Annotated in this window: 11 protein-coding genes; 5 read left to right on the forward strand and 6 right to left on the reverse strand. The window is 41.1% G+C overall.

From position 1 onward, the window contains the following. Window positions 1–83 precede the first annotated feature (83 nt). The 5 genes from ettA (at window position 84) to AC6I4B_RS19985 (ending at window position 8,419) form a co-directional block, all read left to right on the forward strand. Window positions 84–1,751 (forward strand): energy-dependent translational throttle protein EttA, encoded by a 1,668-nt coding sequence (ettA, locus tag AC6I4B_RS19965; protein ID WP_497767651.1) that lies wholly within the window; start codon window positions 84–86, stop codon window positions 1,749–1,751. Window positions 1,752–2,202: 451 nt separating this feature from the next. Next, a complete protein-coding gene (locus AC6I4B_RS19970; protein WP_497772260.1) occupies window positions 2,203–3,366 on the forward strand; it encodes a capsule biosynthesis protein in 1,164 nt (387 codons plus the stop codon). A gap of 32 nt (window positions 3,367–3,398) precedes the next feature. After that, window positions 3,399–5,069, forward strand: coding sequence for a polysaccharide biosynthesis/export family protein (locus tag AC6I4B_RS19975; protein ID WP_497767653.1), 1,671 nt, complete (start codon window positions 3,399–3,401; stop codon window positions 5,067–5,069). Between the two features lie 63 nt (window positions 5,070–5,132). Beyond that, window positions 5,133–7,154: a capsule polysaccharide biogenesis protein gene (locus AC6I4B_RS19980; RefSeq protein ID WP_497767655.1), complete on the forward strand. Its 2,022-nt coding sequence runs from the start codon at window positions 5,133–5,135 to the stop codon at window positions 7,152–7,154. Between the two features lie 17 nt (window positions 7,155–7,171). After that, on the forward strand, window positions 7,172–8,419 hold the full coding sequence (locus tag AC6I4B_RS19985; RefSeq protein ID WP_497767656.1) for a capsule polysaccharide biogenesis protein: 1,248 nt from the start codon (window positions 7,172–7,174) through the stop codon (window positions 8,417–8,419). A 111-nt stretch (window positions 8,420–8,530) separates the two neighbouring features. On the opposite strand, the gene AC6I4B_RS19990 is transcribed toward AC6I4B_RS19985, so the two are convergent. From AC6I4B_RS19990 to nadR, 6 genes are all read right to left on the reverse strand, one after another. Continuing rightward, entirely contained in the window at window positions 8,531–9,796 is a 1,266-nt protein-coding gene (locus tag AC6I4B_RS19990; RefSeq protein WP_497767658.1) for a hypothetical protein, read from the reverse strand. A 35-nt stretch (window positions 9,797–9,831) separates the two neighbouring features. Further along, on the reverse strand, window positions 9,832–13,626 hold the full coding sequence (locus AC6I4B_RS19995; protein WP_497767659.1) for a CDP-glycerol glycerophosphotransferase family protein: 3,795 nt from the start codon (window positions 13,624–13,626) through the stop codon (window positions 9,832–9,834). A gap of 31 nt (window positions 13,627–13,657) precedes the next feature. Further along, window positions 13,658–14,539 carry a stealth conserved region 3 domain-containing protein gene (locus AC6I4B_RS20000; protein ID WP_497767661.1) on the reverse strand — a complete coding sequence of 294 codons (882 nt, stop codon included), beginning with the start codon at window positions 14,537–14,539 and terminating at the stop codon, window positions 13,658–13,660. Between the two features lie 248 nt (window positions 14,540–14,787). Beyond that, window positions 14,788–15,459 (reverse strand): ABC transporter ATP-binding protein, encoded by a 672-nt coding sequence (locus AC6I4B_RS20005; protein ID WP_497767662.1) that lies wholly within the window; start codon window positions 15,457–15,459, stop codon window positions 14,788–14,790. Then, window positions 15,456–16,232 (reverse strand): ABC transporter permease, encoded by a 777-nt coding sequence (locus AC6I4B_RS20010; RefSeq protein WP_497767664.1) that lies wholly within the window; start codon window positions 16,230–16,232, stop codon window positions 15,456–15,458. The genes AC6I4B_RS20005 and AC6I4B_RS20010 overlap by 4 nt, the downstream gene beginning before the upstream one ends. Window positions 16,233–16,705: 473 nt before the next feature. Further along, the gene (nadR, locus tag AC6I4B_RS20015; protein ID WP_497767665.1) at window positions 16,706–17,932 is read right to left on the reverse strand and encodes a multifunctional transcriptional regulator/nicotinamide-nucleotide adenylyltransferase/ribosylnicotinamide kinase NadR; all 1,227 of its coding nucleotides are present in this window, start codon (window positions 17,930–17,932) and stop codon (window positions 16,706–16,708) included. Window positions 17,933–17,995: the final 63 nt, after the last annotated feature.

A 17,995-nucleotide genomic window follows, 5' to 3' on the forward strand; every position in this document is an offset into this window, starting at 1 on the left:
CTGCTGGGCTTAAACGGTGAAAACAGCTACACTTCGTCTTTGAAAGTCTATTCATCACTATAAACAAAGAGGCGAAGTCCAACGTGGCTCAATTCGTTTATACCATGCATCGTGTCGGCAAAGTGGTTCCGCCGAAACGTCATATTCTTAAAAATATTTCACTGAGCTTCTTCCCTGGCGCGAAAATCGGTGTACTCGGCCTGAATGGCGCGGGTAAATCCACCCTGCTGCGCATCATGGCTGGGATCGATACAGAGATTGAGGGTGAAGCACGCCCACAGCCGGGCATTAAAATTGGTTACCTGCCGCAGGAACCAAAACTGAATCCAGAACATACCGTTCGTGAATCTGTTGAAGAAGCCGTTGCTGAAGTGGTTAACGCGCTGAAGGGCCTGGATGAAGTGTACGCCAAGTACGCTGAACCGGACGCTGACTTCGATAAACTCGCGGCGCAACAGGGTAAGTTTGAAGAAATTATCCAGGCGCACGACGGCCACAACCTGAACGTTCAACTGGAACGCGCTGCCGATGCGCTGCGCCTGCCAGACTGGGACGCAAAAATTGAAAAACTCTCCGGGGGTGAACGCCGCCGCGTTGCGCTGTGCCGTCTGCTGCTGGAAAAACCAGACATGCTGCTGCTCGACGAACCGACTAACCACCTGGATGCCGAATCTGTCGCCTGGCTGGAACGCTTCCTGCACGACTTCGAAGGTACTGTAGTGGCGATTACCCACGACCGTTACTTCCTCGATAACGTGGCGGGTTGGATTCTGGAGCTTGACCGTGGTGAAGGTATTCCGTGGGAAGGCAACTATTCCTCCTGGCTGGAGCAGAAAGATCAGCGTCTGGCCCAGGAAGCCTCTCAGGAAGCGGCTCGCCGTAAATCCATTGAGAAAGAGCTGGAGTGGGTTCGTCAGGGCGCGAAAGGCCGTCAGTCAAAAGGTAAGGCCCGTCTGGCACGCTTTGAAGAGCTGAACAGCACCGAGTACCAGAAACGTAACGAAACCAACGAACTGTTTATTCCACCTGGACCACGTCTGGGCGATAAAGTCGTTGAAGTTAACAACCTGCGTAAGTCTTACGGCGATCGCGTGCTGATTGACGACCTGAGCTTCTCTGTACCGAAAGGCGCCATCGTCGGTATTATCGGCCCGAACGGCGCGGGTAAATCAACCCTGTTCCGTATGATGTCTGGCCAGGAACAGCCTGATAGCGGTTCTATCACCTTAGGTGATACCGTGAAACTGGCTTCTGTTGACCAGTTCCGTGACGCCATGGATAACAGCAAAACCGTGTGGGAAGAAGTCTCCGGCGGGCTGGATATCATGAAGATCGGCAACACCGAGATGCCAAGCCGCGCTTACGTAGGCCGCTTCAACTTTAAAGGTGTTGATCAGGGTAAACGCGTGGGTGAACTGTCCGGCGGTGAGCGTGGTCGTCTGCACCTGGCGAAGCTGCTGCAAGTTGGCGGCAACATGCTGCTGCTCGATGAACCAACCAACGACCTGGATATCGAAACTCTGCGCGCGCTGGAAAACGCCCTGCTGGAGTTCCCGGGCTGTGCAATGGTTATCTCGCACGACCGCTGGTTCCTCGACCGTATCGCGACCCACATTCTGGACTACCAGGACGAAGGTAAAGTCGAGTTCTTCGAAGGTAACTTTACTGAATACGAAGAGTACAAGAAACGCACGCTGGGCGCTGACGCGCTGGAGCCAAAGCGTATTAAGTATAAGCGTATTGCGAAGTAATTTTGCTAAAGCGAATGGTGAAAGCCATTCGCTTTAATAATACTTAATTCAACTTAAAGATATAATAAAAAACATTCACCAAAAAATTAAATGGTCAGTTTTTAATTAATAAAAAACCATATTTCCAACCCATCTATAAATCAAATCAATATAAATAAGTTAAGAAAGCCTTCTCATATACAATCACTATTGTGATGCTTTAATGACTGTGCTAAAAATGCGGCATGAATTTTGGCATAGCATTATTCACAGAAAATATTCTTGGACAGGAATCCATAGAGTATGAAACATCACCTGATAATACATAAAGGAATGAGATGTTTTATCACAACGTCTATTGTGCGTTATATCGATTAAGCCAACAGAATAAATGGAGTGAATGAATGTATCCTATCGCATTCAAAACGCTCCCATTTAATCATTAATTAAGCATATCGAATAACCCATGAAAATGAATAATATTTTATCTGGCAACTTTATTGCCAGAAAAAAAAGATTGGCTCATGTAGCCGTCAAAAAATGCCGACAATTTGATATCCAGCGTCATCTATGGAAGATAGTTGTTGCAGCCCCAATGTGTCTGTTGATCGTGTATTTGGTTATTTTTAGCCAACCTCGCTATATCAGCGAATCAAAGGTTGCGGTCAAACGCCCGAACGATATCGACAGTTCTAGCCTGAATTTTGGGCTATTGCTAGGGGCATCTAACCCCTCTTCCGCCGAAGACTCTCTGTACCTGAAAGAATACATCAACTCGCCGGATATGCTGCAAACGCTGGATAAGAAACTCGATTTTCACCATGCCTTTAGCCAAAGCGGCTGGGATTTTCTCTTCCACCTGCCTGCCGACATCACTTCAGAGGGGTTTCTGGAGTATTACCGCGCGCGCCTTAACGTGGACTATGACGAGAAAACAGGTCTGTTGACGATACAGACGCAGGGCTTTACCCCCGCGTTTTCCCAGGCATTTAACCAGGCAGTACTGAAAGAATCCGAACGCTTTATTAACGAGTTGTCGCATAAGATTTCACGCGAGCAAATGCAGTTTGCCGAAGATGAGCTTCAGGAAACCAGAGAACGATTAAACAGCAGTAAAAACAATCTATTATCCTATCAGAATAGCAATAATATTCTTGATCCCGCCGCTTCTGCAGAAGCGGCAACCACGCTTGTCAACGCGTTGATCGCCAAAAAGATTGATATGGAAGCGGAGTTACGCAATTTACTGACCTATTTGCGTGAAGATGCTCCACAGGTAGTCAGCACCAAAAATGCCATCAAATCATTACAAGCCCAAATTGACGTTGAGCAAAATAAAATTACCGCACCAGATGGGAAAAAGCTGAACAGCATGGCTGCGGATTTTGAAGATCTCAAGACCACGGTCAAATTTGATACTGACCTCTACGCATTAGCGTTACAGGCTATTGAAAAAACACGCATTGAAAGCGCGCGTAAATTAAAAACACTGTCCGTGATCAGTTCCCCGCAGTTACCGCAAGAATCTAGATTCCCAGACATACTATATCTCTTAGCAAGTTGGTTATTGGTGTGTTGTCTGTTGTTTGGCACGGCCAAATTATTGATCGCCATTATTGAAGATCACAAAGACTAGTATCACTACCAATATATTTAACCGAGTCTATTATGAAATTACTGAAATCGATTCTTGTACTGAGTATTCTGCACTCCTGCCAGGCACTGGCAGTAGGCATTACTGCTGATTCAGAGTTAACCGGAGCGGCTGAGTTATCGAGTCTAATCGCCGCCAAAAATCAGACTACCGACAGCAATGGTTTTGACAACACGCCGATGCCAATGGAAGCACCGCCATTAAGCCGCATGTTTGGCGCTCAGTTATTTAACGGTTCTACAGCAGACAGCGGAAGCAGCATTGGTTTTAACCCGAATTACATCATCGGGCTTGGCGATACGATCCAGATAAGGCTTTGGGGGGCATTTAATTTCGATGGTGCCCTCCCCGTTGACCCTAAAGGCAATATCTTCGTCCCTAACGTAGGCCCGTTAAAGGTCAACGGTGTGAGTAATGGCCAACTAAACAGCCTGGTTACGGCCAAAGTGAAAGATGTTTATCAGTCGAATGTGAATGTCTACGCCTCACTTCTTCAGGCGCAGCCGGTAAAAGTCTTTGTGACGGGTTACGTCAGGAATCCAGGACTTTACGGCGGAGTTGCATCTGACTCCCTGCTCTCTTATTTGAGCAAAGCCGGTGGCGTCGATAGCGACCGAGGGAGTTATGTTGATATCACCGTTAAACGCGGTAAATCGGTACGCTCCCATGTAAACCTGTACGATTTCTTGCTCAACGGCACGCTTAATCTATCCCAGTTTTCCGATGGCGATACCATCGTGGTTGGCCCACGCCAATATACTTTCAGCGTTGAAGGCGATGTGTACAACAGCTACGACTTTGAATTTCACGACAGCACCATTCCCGTCACGGAAGCGTTAGAGTGGTCACGACCCAAACCGAGCGCAACGCACTTTACCATCGTGCGACAGCAAGGGGCGATGAAACGGACAGAGTATTACCCGTTAAGCAGCGCGTCGGGGAAAATATTGCAGGATGGCGATAAGTTGATCATCAGTTCAGACCGTTATGCCGGGACGATTCAAGTCCGTATTGAAGGTGCGCATTCCGGCGAACACGCCATCGTGCTGCCCTATGGTTCTACGATGAAACAAGTGCTGGCGCAAATTCGCACCAATAGCATGTCACAACTTAGCAGCATTCAGCTGTTCCGCCATTCGGTCGCGGTTCGTCAAAAAGAGATGCTGCACACCTCACTACAAAAGCTAGAAGAAGCTTCGCTATCCTCACAGTCCTCAACACAGGAAGAAGCTCGGCTGCGCGTTCAGGAAGCCCAGCTTGTCAGCCGATTTGTAGCCAAAGCCCGTAGCGTGGTGCCTAAAGGTCAGGTGGTACTCAATGAAAGTAATCTCGACAGTGTCATTCTGGAAGACGGTGACGTAATTATCATTCCAGAAAAAACCTCGCTGGTGATGATCCACGGTTCTGTGCTGTTCCCAAATGCCATCTCCTGGGATACCAAACTGGATGTGGATGACTACATCGAGAAATGTGGCGGCTTAACACAAAAATCTGGCCAGTCGAAAATCATCGTAATTCATCAAGATGGCTCTGCCGTTGACGCTGACGATGTGGACAAAGTCCTGCCTGGCGATGAAATTATGGTGCTGCCGCAATACGAAACTAAGAATCTGGAAGTGACGCGCGGTATTTCCACCATTCTTTATCAAATGGCCGTTGCCGCCAAAGTCATTTTGGATCTGTAACACCAAGGGATGTGGCGGAGTTGCTCCGCCACTGACAGACCACCAATAGGGAAGCCATTCAGGATGATAGGCATCTACTCTTCAGGCATCTGGCAGATACCACACCTTCAAAGTTTTTTAGGTGAGGAATGCTGCAAACTTTCTAATCTTACGTCCATTCCTGATGGCGTGAATGCTATTGCTGTTTGGGGAGAGCGCACCTCTGCTCAACGCCCAATAGCGCGAGCAGCTAAAGCTGGGCTGCCGATACTACGGTTAGAAGACGGCTTTACACGCTCGCTAGGCTTGGGTGTCAACGGCGCACCGCCATTAGGCATGGTTGTTGATGATTTAGGCATTTACTACGATGCCAGCCGACCTAGCCGACTGGAAGTTCTAATTCAGCAAGAAGCCAAAACCCCACGACTACAAAGTGATGCGCTACGCGCTATTACCTTAATGGTTGAGAACGACCTGTCGAAATATAACCACGCCCTCCCCTTCACAGAAACTCACCATACTGATGTCACTCTGGTGGTTGACCAAACCTACGGTGACGTTTCCGTTACACTAGGCGGCGCAACGGAAAAACAGTTCGCAGCAATGCTTTCTTGTGCCAAGCGGGAGCATCCCGAAGGCGAAATCTGGGTTAAAACACACCCCGATGTTCTGAGCGGAAAAAAGAAAGGCTACTTTGATTCGTTGAGTGACGATCCACGGATTCGATTGATTACGGAAGATTACAGCCCACAATCGTTACTGCGCTGTGTCTCTGCGGTTTATACCGTGACCTCGCAATACGGTATTGAAGCGCTGCTGGCAGGGAAAAAAGTGACCTGTTTTGGCCTGCCGTGGTATGCAGGATGGGGGCTAACTGACGACAGACATCCATCAGCCAGTGACCTTACCGCCCGGCGTGGCAGTGCACCGCTGCTAGCCCTGGTAGCGGCGGCGTGGTTGCAATATACCCGCTATATTGACCCTTATACAGGTAATCCAGGTTCGCTATTAAATGTGCTGGAGTATCTCCATTTACAACGTAAACACCTTCTCACTTGCCACGGTCATCTTTGGGCTCCTGGTATGACGCTGTGGAAAAGCAGCATCGTAAAACCTTTTCTGAGTACCCTCACAAATCGGGTCAACTTTTCTCATCGTGGTCAAGAGGCCAGCGTCTGTGTGGTTTGGGGAGTAAAAGGAGAACAGCGCTGGCAAGTTGCAGCATCACGGAATGAGATTCCCGTTTGGCGCATGGAAGATGGCTTTTTACGATCTTCCGGTTTGGGTTCAGACTTACAGCCACCATTGTCGCTGGTACTCGACAAAACGGGCATATATTACGACGCCACACGGCAAAGCGACCTGGAAAATCTGCTCAACCATTCAAGCCTGACAATAGAACAGCAGCAACGGGCACAAGCGCTGCGACAAAAGTTGATAGCCAGCAAACTCAGCAAATATAACCTCGGCGAGCAATGGGTCATCCCTGGAAATTCTGCCGGGAAGCAAAAATTATTGGTGACTGGTCAGGTAGAAAACGATGCATCTATTGCTCGTGGAACGCAGACCATCAAAACAAATTTGGCGTTACTGCGTACCGTTCGTAGACGCAACCCCGATGCCTTCATCATCTATAAGCCACACCCAGATGTTCTGGTAGGCAACCGCCCCGGACATATCACGGCTGAAGACATGGATCTCCTGGCGGATTGTGTAGCGCTAGATGCCGACATTATCGAATGTATTCAGCAGGTTGATGAAGTACATACCATGACGTCACTGTCAGGGTTTGAAGCACTGATACATGGCAAAAAAGTCTATTGCTACGGTATCCCTTTCTATGCCGGCTGGGGGTTAACTACCGATGAACACACGTGTGAACGCCGACAGAATCTCCTTACCCTCAACGATTTACTGTATCAGACACTGATTAGCTACCCCAGTTACATTCATCCGGAGCTGAGGCAGAGCATCTCACCTGAAATGGCCATGGATTGGCTGCAGGCACAAAAGCGGCAGAACTTAGGCCTAAATCGTGGAGCAAGCCAGTATCTGCAACGGCAAAGCCGAAAACTACAGATGCTTTATAAGGCTATGAAAAACTGATAACGAGAGGGATCTCTATGAACAGTAATACGCTCAATACACTTCTCGCCGGTAAACGTTACTTGCTTCTGCAAGGGCCAATGGGGCCATTTTTCAATGACATGGCAGAATGGTTAGAATCTCAGGGACGTGAAGCCGCCAATGTAATTTTTAACGCAGGTGACCGCTTTTACTGTCGTAAGCGGAAATATTTTACTTATCGACAAATACCGAACGAGTTTCCACATTGGTTAAAAGAGACATGGCAGGAATATCCTTTTGATACCATCCTGTGTTTTGGTGACTGCCGCCAGCTACACCAGGCAGCCAAGCGTTGGGCGCAAGCGAAAGGCATACGTTTTCTGGCATTTGAAGAGGGGTATTTGCGGCCACACTTTATTACTCTGGAAAGTGGTGGGGTTAACGCCTATTCGTCGCTTCCTCGGGAGCCAGAGTTTTATCGCCATTTACCCCTGCAACCGGAGCTAGAGGTTCAGTGTTTAAAACCCTCCACTAAACTGCGTATCTGGCACGCTATGTGGTATTACCTGATAAGTTGGATCTATCGAGCTCAGTTCCCTCAGTACCAACACCATAAAGTCTTTTCCCCCTGGTACGAAGCTAAGTGCTGGATCCGCGCTGGTTGGCGAAAACAATGGTATCGCTATAAAGAACGACACGTGATGTCGCTACTAAAAACGACACTGGATAAACGCTACTTTCTAGCCATATTACAGGTGTACAACGACAGCCAGATCCGCAATCACAGCCCCTATAAAGATGTGCGTAATTACATTAATGATGTGATGTTTTCATTTTCAAAGAAGGCATCGCCGACTGATTTTTTGGTGTTCAAACATCATCCAATGGATCGTGGACACCGCCTATATGCGCCGCTGATCAAAAAATTAAGCAAGCAATACGGCGTCAGCAACCGAGTGATTTATGTTCACGATCTTCCGATGCCACGCATGTTGAGCCACTCAAAAGCGGTAATAACCATCAATAGCACTGCTGGGATCTCTGCACTTATTCACAATAAGCCATTAAAAGTGATGGGACGTGCGCTATACGATATTAAAGGATTAACCTTTCAAGGGCACATAAACCAGTTTTGGGGAACAAGTTTTAAACCTGATGCTAAGCTTTTCAAAACATTCAGCATGTACTTACGTGCAAATACACAGATTAATGCAGTGTTTTATGGCAGGAAGTCGCCTGAATTGATTCAATACCAAGTAACACACAAAGAAAAAATAACGAATGGGAAATGGTTCCTACAGTAAAAAAAATCTCTTCAATGCCCATTGAAGAGATTTTATAAAGTAAACAATACTTGTATCTTTCGCCCCCTACATGACTAATAAATACTTCAAAGATCATTTGGGGGCTAAAAATCACAGATTATTAATAGAAACCATTTCGGTACTTACATTTATACTTTGATTAAGAGGATAAACAAACTCTTTGAAATCATAGTACACATGCAACCTCATTTCATAATCACCAATAGGAAGATGTTTTAATATATCAAAACCTTTTCTCCAGTAAATACACAGCATATTATTGAATTTATTATTCAATGACACAGAGTAATTACCACTTGAATTATGAAACTCAATTTCAGCATAAACTTTTTTAACCATCTCCTCGTCTTTGAAAGCACCGAGCAATCTTGATGCACATAATTTTCCATTTACAAAAGCAAAACGCATATCAATACTTTTCTTTTGCACGGCATCTCGGTTGGCAATAAGTTGGATAACTTTAGAGAATTGTCTCTTAACTAATTCCATCGCAGAACCAGAATGCGGCATGTCTTTAAGCATAACGACATTTATGCCAGGAAATAATTTCATAGGTAATTTTCTGGATGCATCGAAATCATTCTCAGCAAACGAGTAAGTGACATTCCTATTGATAGTCTGTGGAAGCTTCTCCAGATAATTATAGTACTTCCTTGCCTTTTCACCCAAACTGAATCGCATAAGCGCATTTTGCGATGAGTAATTATAGAGATCCAGTTGAGGTATATCTATAAAAAATTTTGAATCAGGAAACTTATCTATATAATCGATAGCGATTGATCCACCTTTTGAGTTCCCATAAAAGATAAGATCGGTTGTTTTTAAATTATACTTAGAACATAACTCATAAATAAGCTCCGTAGCAATATCTTTAATGCAAGAACCATTTTCTGTTTCATGCATGTAATTTCCATAGACACTTTCTTTGTCCTGAAAAGCAAGGATAAGGACACCGTGTAATCTAGACTGCAGTGAAGTCATTGCACTTAATCGATAATTAACATTATCAAAATTACTTACACCGGGAAATGTCACCAGACACTTCCTGGGCATACTAACGTCACCACTTAATGAATAAAATATGGATTCACTACCGGATACATATTCTATTATTTTATATCGATTATCAAAATCAATTTGATCTGGATGGAATATTTTATACGGCAAGATATCCAGCGAGACATGTTCTAAATTACCCTTCAATTCAACCTTATCATCTTTACTGATAGGTAGGTTAGTGAACCATTTTCCTTTCCTACCTGAAATTGGTATCTCAGTACCATTTATTATTAACATTGACTTTATTGAAATCAAAGAGTTATCAAATTTTATATTTGCATATAGTGACATAAACATTCTCAATTAATATGAATTGATAAATACTATACTGTTTAACTCAATGACATTTTAATCAGTAATGTGGTATTTTCGTTTGCCCAAAGTCTTGCGACTGAAAGTCGCTTTTTTAATTCATTATCGACAGAGGGTAGCTTTGATAGGCAAGCCTGCTGGAAACAGGATACAGCCACGTCATATTCACCATATGACATAGCCAGCTCACCAAATAATATAATATTTTTAACAGATAAATCATTTACGTTTATTCTTTTGAAATAGCTATAAGACTCATCAGTTAGATTGGAAGAACATAATTTATAAGCAAAATCTTCTATTATTCTGACAGGAAGTGAGTCAAAACATTCATCAACAAATAACTTAGCCTTATGCAAATCATTATGTATATATAAAAAATATTTTAATATATCTAATCTGTAGTCTTCCTGGAGACTTAATGGCGATTCATAGAAACAAGAGAAATCTTCAATCTTCGCTATTTTTTTATGAGCACCACGCATTCCAAAAAAGTAGCAAGAGGCAAATAATGGAATGGAGGTTCTTCCCTGAAGAATAGATGAAGCCCCAATAAAACGCATAATCAAACCCCATTTATTCATTTTATACAGCGCACGTAAATAAATGAACTTAATAAGAATGTTTTGTTTGTTTATTGATGATAGTTTTAGATAATTTTTATTTACATAGTCATACCGACCGGCCAAGTCTAAGATTCTATACGTTAGCACGTTGCTATTTAACGTATTAAATTCAAATAGTTCAGAATTCTCCAATAGATACCTAACCGCCCCCATAGGATTATCATCTATCAGCTGGAGAAGCGTTTCGTCACATTCTCGTAAAAAGTCATGGTATATTTTGTTATTATCCTGAGTATCAGGCGCGAATAATTTATTATAGAAAACACGCTCAATATCATCATAATGGGTCACCGGCGATGTCGGTGCTGACTCCATTAGTATATTATAAATTAATTCATATTTTGATTTCAGTTTATTACGTTCAACGTCAGATAAATTCAACACAGCATCAATGATTATTTTAGCTTTATCTAAATATCCGAGATGCAAAAGGATATCTACATAGTTACATATATATTTCGAATCAATCCCATCAAATCTATCGTCACCTTTATTTTCAGACAAAACAGAACTGTATCGACGGTTGGACAAAACAATGTTTTTATCATCATATGCTTTCATCGCCCATTCAACAGCTTTAAATTTCCCTTTAGACTCGCCTGAATTTTCAAAAATAGAATCATCAAGCATTTTATTATCAAGAGACTCAATCGCTGCAACCGTTCTTTCACAGCATTTACCATCTCTGTAAGGGAAGAATTTATTTGCTTTCTCTGTATAATAAGGCGACATCACACAGTTAGCTTTTATCATATCAACGACAAAATTAACTGTATTTTCCTCATCATTATAAACAGGACCAAATCCGTTCTCACGATAACTAAAGTAACCTTTATTATAATGTCCTTTATTAAAGAAAGCATCCTCATCGAATTGATAATAGCAGACAGGTTTATTAAGGTAAGCCATTTCGAATGCTACCGATGAGTAATCAGTAATCATTACACTGGCCTTTAAAAACAATTCTTGAATGCTTCCGCTGGAATGACTCAATACGGTCACATGCTCAGGAAGGACATACTGATCCAAATAAGGCTGAATATTAGCATGGGGAAAGAAAACTATTTTATATCCATACTTTTCAGCAGTGATTTTAAGATCATCATTAGCGAGAATATCATACCATGCTTTCGCATATTCGCTCTCAGTGAAGTCTGGAAGCAGCTCCCTCTCTGTCCCAGAAATAACTTTCCCTAATAATGATGGCCTCCATGTAGGCATAACCAAAATCATTTTTTCGGATTTAATTTGAGAATTGATTAAAGCATCATGACGAGGTAACCCAGTAAGAACGGCTTCTTTAGCCGTAAATTTATAAGGGCTCATATCATCAACAATTGATTTATATTCATCAAAAGAAGATGTTACAAACATATCAAATTTTTTCCAGTCAGGTTTGAACAATGCTGACTGGTCATTATGTATTATCCCATGTTGGAGGAAGACAAATTTCTTCCACGTCATTCGCTTATCTTTAAAATAATCAGTTGCAAACTGGGCAGCATGAGAACTAATCACTCGTGAACATGATTCTAATGCTTTTTCATGCTCAGGCTCACCAAACGCGAGTAAATGAAATCCTTCATCGCTTAAACGTTGCCAGTCATGAGATTCTCTCTGCAATACAAACCAGGCTGGAATATCTGGCCGCATATTGTGTACGTAACGATATAAATGCTCTGCATTATCATCTGCCTGATTATCTCGATCCATAAAGATCCATGCATTTCGATAATTAGCAGAAGTCTTGAACTTGGGTTTTAGCGCATTATGTTGTTTCCTTATATTCAAAGGCGATATTGAATTAACTATTTTCCTATCAAGCCCACGAATTTTAATAAGCTGATGGTCTATTTTAATCGAGAGCGGATTAGATATAATATTTTTATTTGAACTTAACCAAACAACTCTTTCAATGAAGAACACCTCACCAAATAAGTTATGTGATATGCACTTATCAATAACAGGAATGGAATCTATGTTTTTAAATGTAAAATATTCTGTCACTAATAAAGATGTATAATATCGCAGCATAAACATATCTTTATCAATATCATACTGAATAATATCAACCGCACTACTTATACGCTTCTTACCAATCAGATTAAAACAGCCGACTTTAAATTGTTCAGCGCATGCTATATTAAATTTATTAATGCAATCTATTCCTATTAACTCAATAGACCGTTTAAATGAGTCCAGGAATTTTTCTTTATCTTCGTGGGTAATATTATCTAGAAGGGATTGATTTGCGAGACCTTTCTTTATGTATTTCAATAGCATGTGGAAAAAAGATCGCCGTAGAAAAATCTGCCATTTTTTCGCCCCCGGCAAATTACGCGAAAATTTTTCACAAAGCAAAATGAAATGCTCTGAAAATAAAGATGGATCACCCCAAGTATTATCTTTAAACAGATGAGCTACATTATCTTCATGAACTAAATATCTTGACTTGGCTGATATTGTCAACCTTCTTGTATCGGGAAGACTCCTGAATATATCGAAAAATATACCTAAACCATCAAATCGCAAACAACCAAACCCCATTTGTTTACGTAAAATAGCTTTTAAAACACCAGTTGGGAATAAACATCCATATATAGACTCAACAGCCATCTGGGCTGGCAAAACATTATCAGAGGAAAGTTTAGAATATAAAGCAGTTATCGGGTTATAATTGCGACCAACTTCACTAGTTGAGTTCGCTTTTAAAACAGAGGTGCAGATAACAGAACCGCGCCTATTTTTTTTGGGATCTGCCAATAAGAACTTATCAGTGATTTGAATAAAATTAGAATCAATAAAGTCATCCCCCCATACAAACATCGTATAATTATTTTGTAACGATGAAGTAAATGAAAGATAATCAAGTTCATTTTCCTCTGAGAACACTTTTACTTCACTGCCTAGCGTCTGAATGTATTCACATTGTTCTGGAGTAACACCAAGATTGAGTATTGATATATTTATCTTTTCATAATCTACATTTTTTTGTTCATATACAGAGTCAAGACATCTCTGTAAATTAAATACATTCTCATTAACGACAATTACAATTTCATAATTATATCTTGTCACTGCTTTTTTAACCGATGTCGTTAATGCTGGAGCTTTAATTTCTCTCTTCAAGAACATATCATGGAAGAACAATCCTGGATCCCTGATTAATTTTTTCAGTTTTTTATTCATTTCTTACTAGTTCCATTAGTTATATGATAAATTACTTTTCTTTATAGTATTGTTCTAAGGCCGTAGTTAATAATCCCTTATAATTATCAATAGTTCCTCTTTCAGTATTAAAATCATTCGCGCAGAATGAATGTGGCTGTGTACTATTTTTTAATGCATTACTCAATGCTCTATAATTTTCGAAAGCAGCATTCGATCTAATATTAAAGTAGTAACAAAAGTCACGAGCAGGAACTGCCTGCCCTTTTATATAAGTCAGCCACGGGACAAGGAATGTTGCTAAATTCAAATCATCATTCGTTCTGAACCGGTGACTCAAAAAAGAAAGAATATTGTCAGGAAAAATATCCCATGCCATATTAAACATGCTTTTTCTTAATGGTATGTATGTATGTACTAAAGGGCTATCAATTGATATAGCAGAGTGGGTATTAAGCAATGCCACAGAATGCAAGGATGCAGATAGCGTCGGGGTGTCAACACCTCGATTCTTAAGCTCTTCCAGGCTTTTTGTTGACAGAAAAAGTGATGCAATTCCATTATTTTTGAAGAAATTAGATGCCATGAGTGGACGAGCAACAAAAACATCATCATTAAAATAAATAAAGTGTTCTGACAAACCGACTATTTTATGAATATGGGCTTCAATAACATGAGAGTTAAACGTTGGGAGGAATTTATTATCTATTATTTCTTTGTGATCGATAATTTTAATTTTTTCAGACAAAAATAGAACATCAGGTTTTTGATTATCAGTAACAATAAATATATTGCGTACCCATGGCATGTTAGCAAGGACACTTTTTATTGAGTAGTATATTTCATTGTGATTATCAAATCTCGCTTTATCTGTAGCATGTTTGCCCAACGGAGTAGAATTAATGCTATTAAATTCATTAAATTTTTTTTCCATTGGGAATCATGATTATCAACCCACGTATATACTATATCAATAGGGAATTCAGTTGGTAATCTGGATTCAAAAATCATATCATGATTAATAATAATACGTTCATCATAAGCCGGACATGATATTTCACTCCTGATAATGGGATATCTTTTATTTAAATAATCACGGAAGAACATCCCTGGAGTTCTGATCAACTTCATTAGTTTTTTCATTTTGATACCCACCGATAAAAACATTAATACAAAATACAATCAAGATATACCGAACTCTTCGAATCGGTATTTTTTGATAGCATCGATGACAGTATCAAAGTATGTAATCCTATTTTGCCTATCAATAAAAAGAGCAACATCGCAATGTTCAACTAAAGTGTGAAAACTATGTGATACCATTAATAGACTAGATTCACTTCCTCGGCTTTTAAATAAATCGGCGCATTTTTGTTTAAATCTTGCATCCCCAACTGCAGTCACCTCATCAACTAAATAATAATCAAATTTGAAGGCCATACTAAGTCCGAAACCAAGTCTTGAACGCATCCCCGAAGAATATGTATTTATTGGCATATCAAAGTATTGACCAAGTTCAGAAAATTGCTCCACAAAACTGATAATATTAGAAATATTTTCATTTTTGGCATAAACCCGAGCAACAAACTTCACATTATCACGTCCAGAAAGACTCCCCTGAAAACCACCGGATAAACCGACTGGCCAGGATATTTTTTTATTCGTAATAATACGTCCGCAATCAGGCTTGTCTATCCCTCCGATAATTCTCAATAATGTTGATTTACCAGCACCATTACGACCAACTAGAGCCACACTTTTGTTCTCAGGCAATTCAATATTAACGTTCTTAAAGACATACTTTCTGCCATGTGGAGTTTTATAACTTTTTGTCAACTCTTCAATTTTAATCATGATGTCAACATAGCCTCTTCCTGAGATACATAAAGTGCAATTCCCATGAAGAATACAAGCAAAGAACTAAATGCCAGATATCCAAGACTAACACCAGCACTTGAATACCCAGAGACAACAGACTCTCGGCTTAATTCCACTGCATGAACAATCGGATTAATAAGGTAATATTTTCTATAATCTTCAGGGATAGAATGCAGGGGAAACATTATGCACGAAACGAAATAGAGTGGTTTTAGCATAATTGGTAGGAATTTTTCGGTTTCACGAAACCGCTTGCCAACAACCATAAAGATAATGCCAATCCCACAAGCAAAGATAGTCAAAAAAAACCAAACCGAACATAATATAACGATCTGATCAAACTCATATTCTTCACCACAGAAACCAATAAGAGACATTAATACAATGTATACCGATACGTATATAATAACTTCAAGAAACGCTCTGGCTATAATTGTATCAATAGGTTTTACTGGCCTATAGCTAAATAGGCCGGCGTTTGCATCGATTGCCTTAATAGATCTGTTGGCTATATTTGTAAAAATAAAATAAGGTATTAATCCATTTATAATAAATACAGGAAATGATATATCCGGCATCGTTTTCCGCATTATATATCCGAATACGGTTAACAAAATAACAAGATGAGATGCTGGCTCCAGGACTGCCCACAAACATCCGAGACGATACTTACCAAAACGAGTTTTTATTTCTCTCATGAATAATGCTTTGATAACCGCCTGTTGTACTTCTAAGCCACTTCTGGCCATGTTGCTCCTGTACATCTCTTTGATTCAGACACGCTACCGCCCATGGCTTATAGCTACCAGTACGCTAACTGAGATGGATTTATAATTTGAAGGAATGTCTTATAAGGAGTGATACAAATATATTTTATATTTGCCATATAAACTAAGGATATTAAAAAATCCGGAACATCACTCCATTGAATATTCCAGAAGACATATTTGCCTTGAGATATTGTACCCAATAACAAATGTTTTCGTAGCTCAGTTGTTTTAATTAAATTAAAATAATTATTTAAAATAAATAATTTTTAAGAAAATACTATTAGGATAAATAATTTAGATGAATTATAAGTGCGCACATACAAATCAATATATATTATTATAAATGATATATATTTGATTGATTATTATTTTTTATTATTTTATTGATATCGTGTTTATTTAAGCTGTGTTAGATAAGAAAACGGGTTTCTCTTCTGAGAAACCCGTTTCGGTTAATCGCCCATCAATTCCCTAACTAATTCCACGCATCGCAGAAACCGTGAATCGTAGTCAGATTCTTTGACGTGAACGAACTCGATGTTGTTCTTCTCAAGCATCGACACCAGTAATTCCTGGAACTCTTTGCGAGCAGTTGAGCTACCCAGGCTACGCAGCCCATCGGCAACCCACGGGGTGTTATTCTCCAGCAGAATAACTAAGTCAAAACGATACTCGTCAATCAATGCCTGGACGAACGGGTGCTCACGCCCTTCATACTTCTTGCAGAACGCCTGAGTGCTAACAAAATCGGTATCGATAAACGCCACTTTATTGGCGTACTTCACCGCAAAATCAATGTACTGGGCGTGGCCGAGAGCTATTTTGTCGTAATCAGAATATTGCAACGCCATTTCATCACCGCCCAAGTGCGAGAACACATAGTCACGGCCATATTCCCAGGCACTGGTGGTATTAAAAATGTTCGCAAGTTTATTCACCAACGTTGATTTCCCACTGGACTCGCCGCCAAGAATAGCGACAGTACGCACAAAGAACGGCTTCACTTCGGTAGGAATATAATCCCAGTAGCGGAACGGGTTTTCACGAATCTGCCCGCCACTAATGTTCATAAACGTTCTTTTCGGGTCAATCAGCACCGTTTCAATACCTAAATGCTCAAGGTACTGTGGCGCATCGGCCTCTTCAGAAGAGTAGATCCAATTAGGCTGGATCCCCTTCTCTTCCATAAAGGTTTTCATGCCTGCGCTCCACACGTCCCAGCCGTGCGGATAAGGCTCCATCCCTTCCTCATTGAAGGCATGAATGCGGATATTTTTTTGATACTTGAAGGTTTGCAGCAACCAGCGCAAGCGATCCGAAACCGTAGGTTGCTGCGACATTGCGCTGTCCTCAAACAACGCGCGGTCACGCGTGTCGTCATACCCCATGATGATATGTAACTCATCAACCTGACTACAGGCGCGTTGAATTAAATAAATATGCCCAGTATGCAGGGGATAAAACTTACCAAATACGACGCCAACATTTTTCTGCTGACGGGGAAACTCTAGCTCTAAAAAGCGATGCAGCGCTTCCAGCTTTTGCGCACTAGGGCTTTTAATTTTCGCATTTAACAGTTGGCTTAAATAACCTTTAGTCATGCCGCTGGCATCAGCAACTTGCTGTAAAGTACAGCCTTTCTGGCGGATGGCGGTTTTCAAATAATCGAACGCTGACAAAGGTGCCTCCTGCAAAATCGGATAGTGGGATATAGACGGTGATAAAACGATCGTAGGCCAAAT

Source organism: Kluyvera fluvialis, from assembly GCF_059725275.1.

Bases quoted from the DNA above. Each gene is read 5' to 3' on its own strand.
- AC6I4B_RS20005 (WP_497767662.1), bottom strand. From the start codon at position 15,459: ATGATTAAAATTGAAGAGTTGACAAAAAGTTATAAAACTCCACATGGC.
- AC6I4B_RS20010 (WP_497767664.1), bottom strand. From the start codon at position 16,232: ATGGCCAGAAGTGGCTTAGAAGTACAACAGGCGGTTATCAAAGCATTA.
- AC6I4B_RS19985 (WP_497767656.1), top strand. From the start codon at position 7,172: ATGAACAGTAATACGCTCAATACACTTCTCGCCGGTAAACGTTACTTG.
- AC6I4B_RS19995 (WP_497767659.1), bottom strand. From the start codon at position 13,626: ATGAATAAAAAACTGAAAAAATTAATCAGGGATCCAGGATTGTTCTTC.
- AC6I4B_RS19970 (WP_497772260.1), top strand. From the start codon at position 2,203: ATGAATAATATTTTATCTGGCAACTTTATTGCCAGAAAAAAAAGATTG.
- AC6I4B_RS19980 (WP_497767655.1), top strand. From the start codon at position 5,133: ATGATAGGCATCTACTCTTCAGGCATCTGGCAGATACCACACCTTCAA.
- AC6I4B_RS19975 (WP_497767653.1), top strand. From the start codon at position 3,399: ATGAAATTACTGAAATCGATTCTTGTACTGAGTATTCTGCACTCCTGC.
- AC6I4B_RS19990 (WP_497767658.1), bottom strand. From the start codon at position 9,796: ATGTTTATGTCACTATATGCAAATATAAAATTTGATAACTCTTTGATT.
- AC6I4B_RS20000 (WP_497767661.1), bottom strand. From the start codon at position 14,539: ATGGAAAAAAAATTTAATGAATTTAATAGCATTAATTCTACTCCGTTG.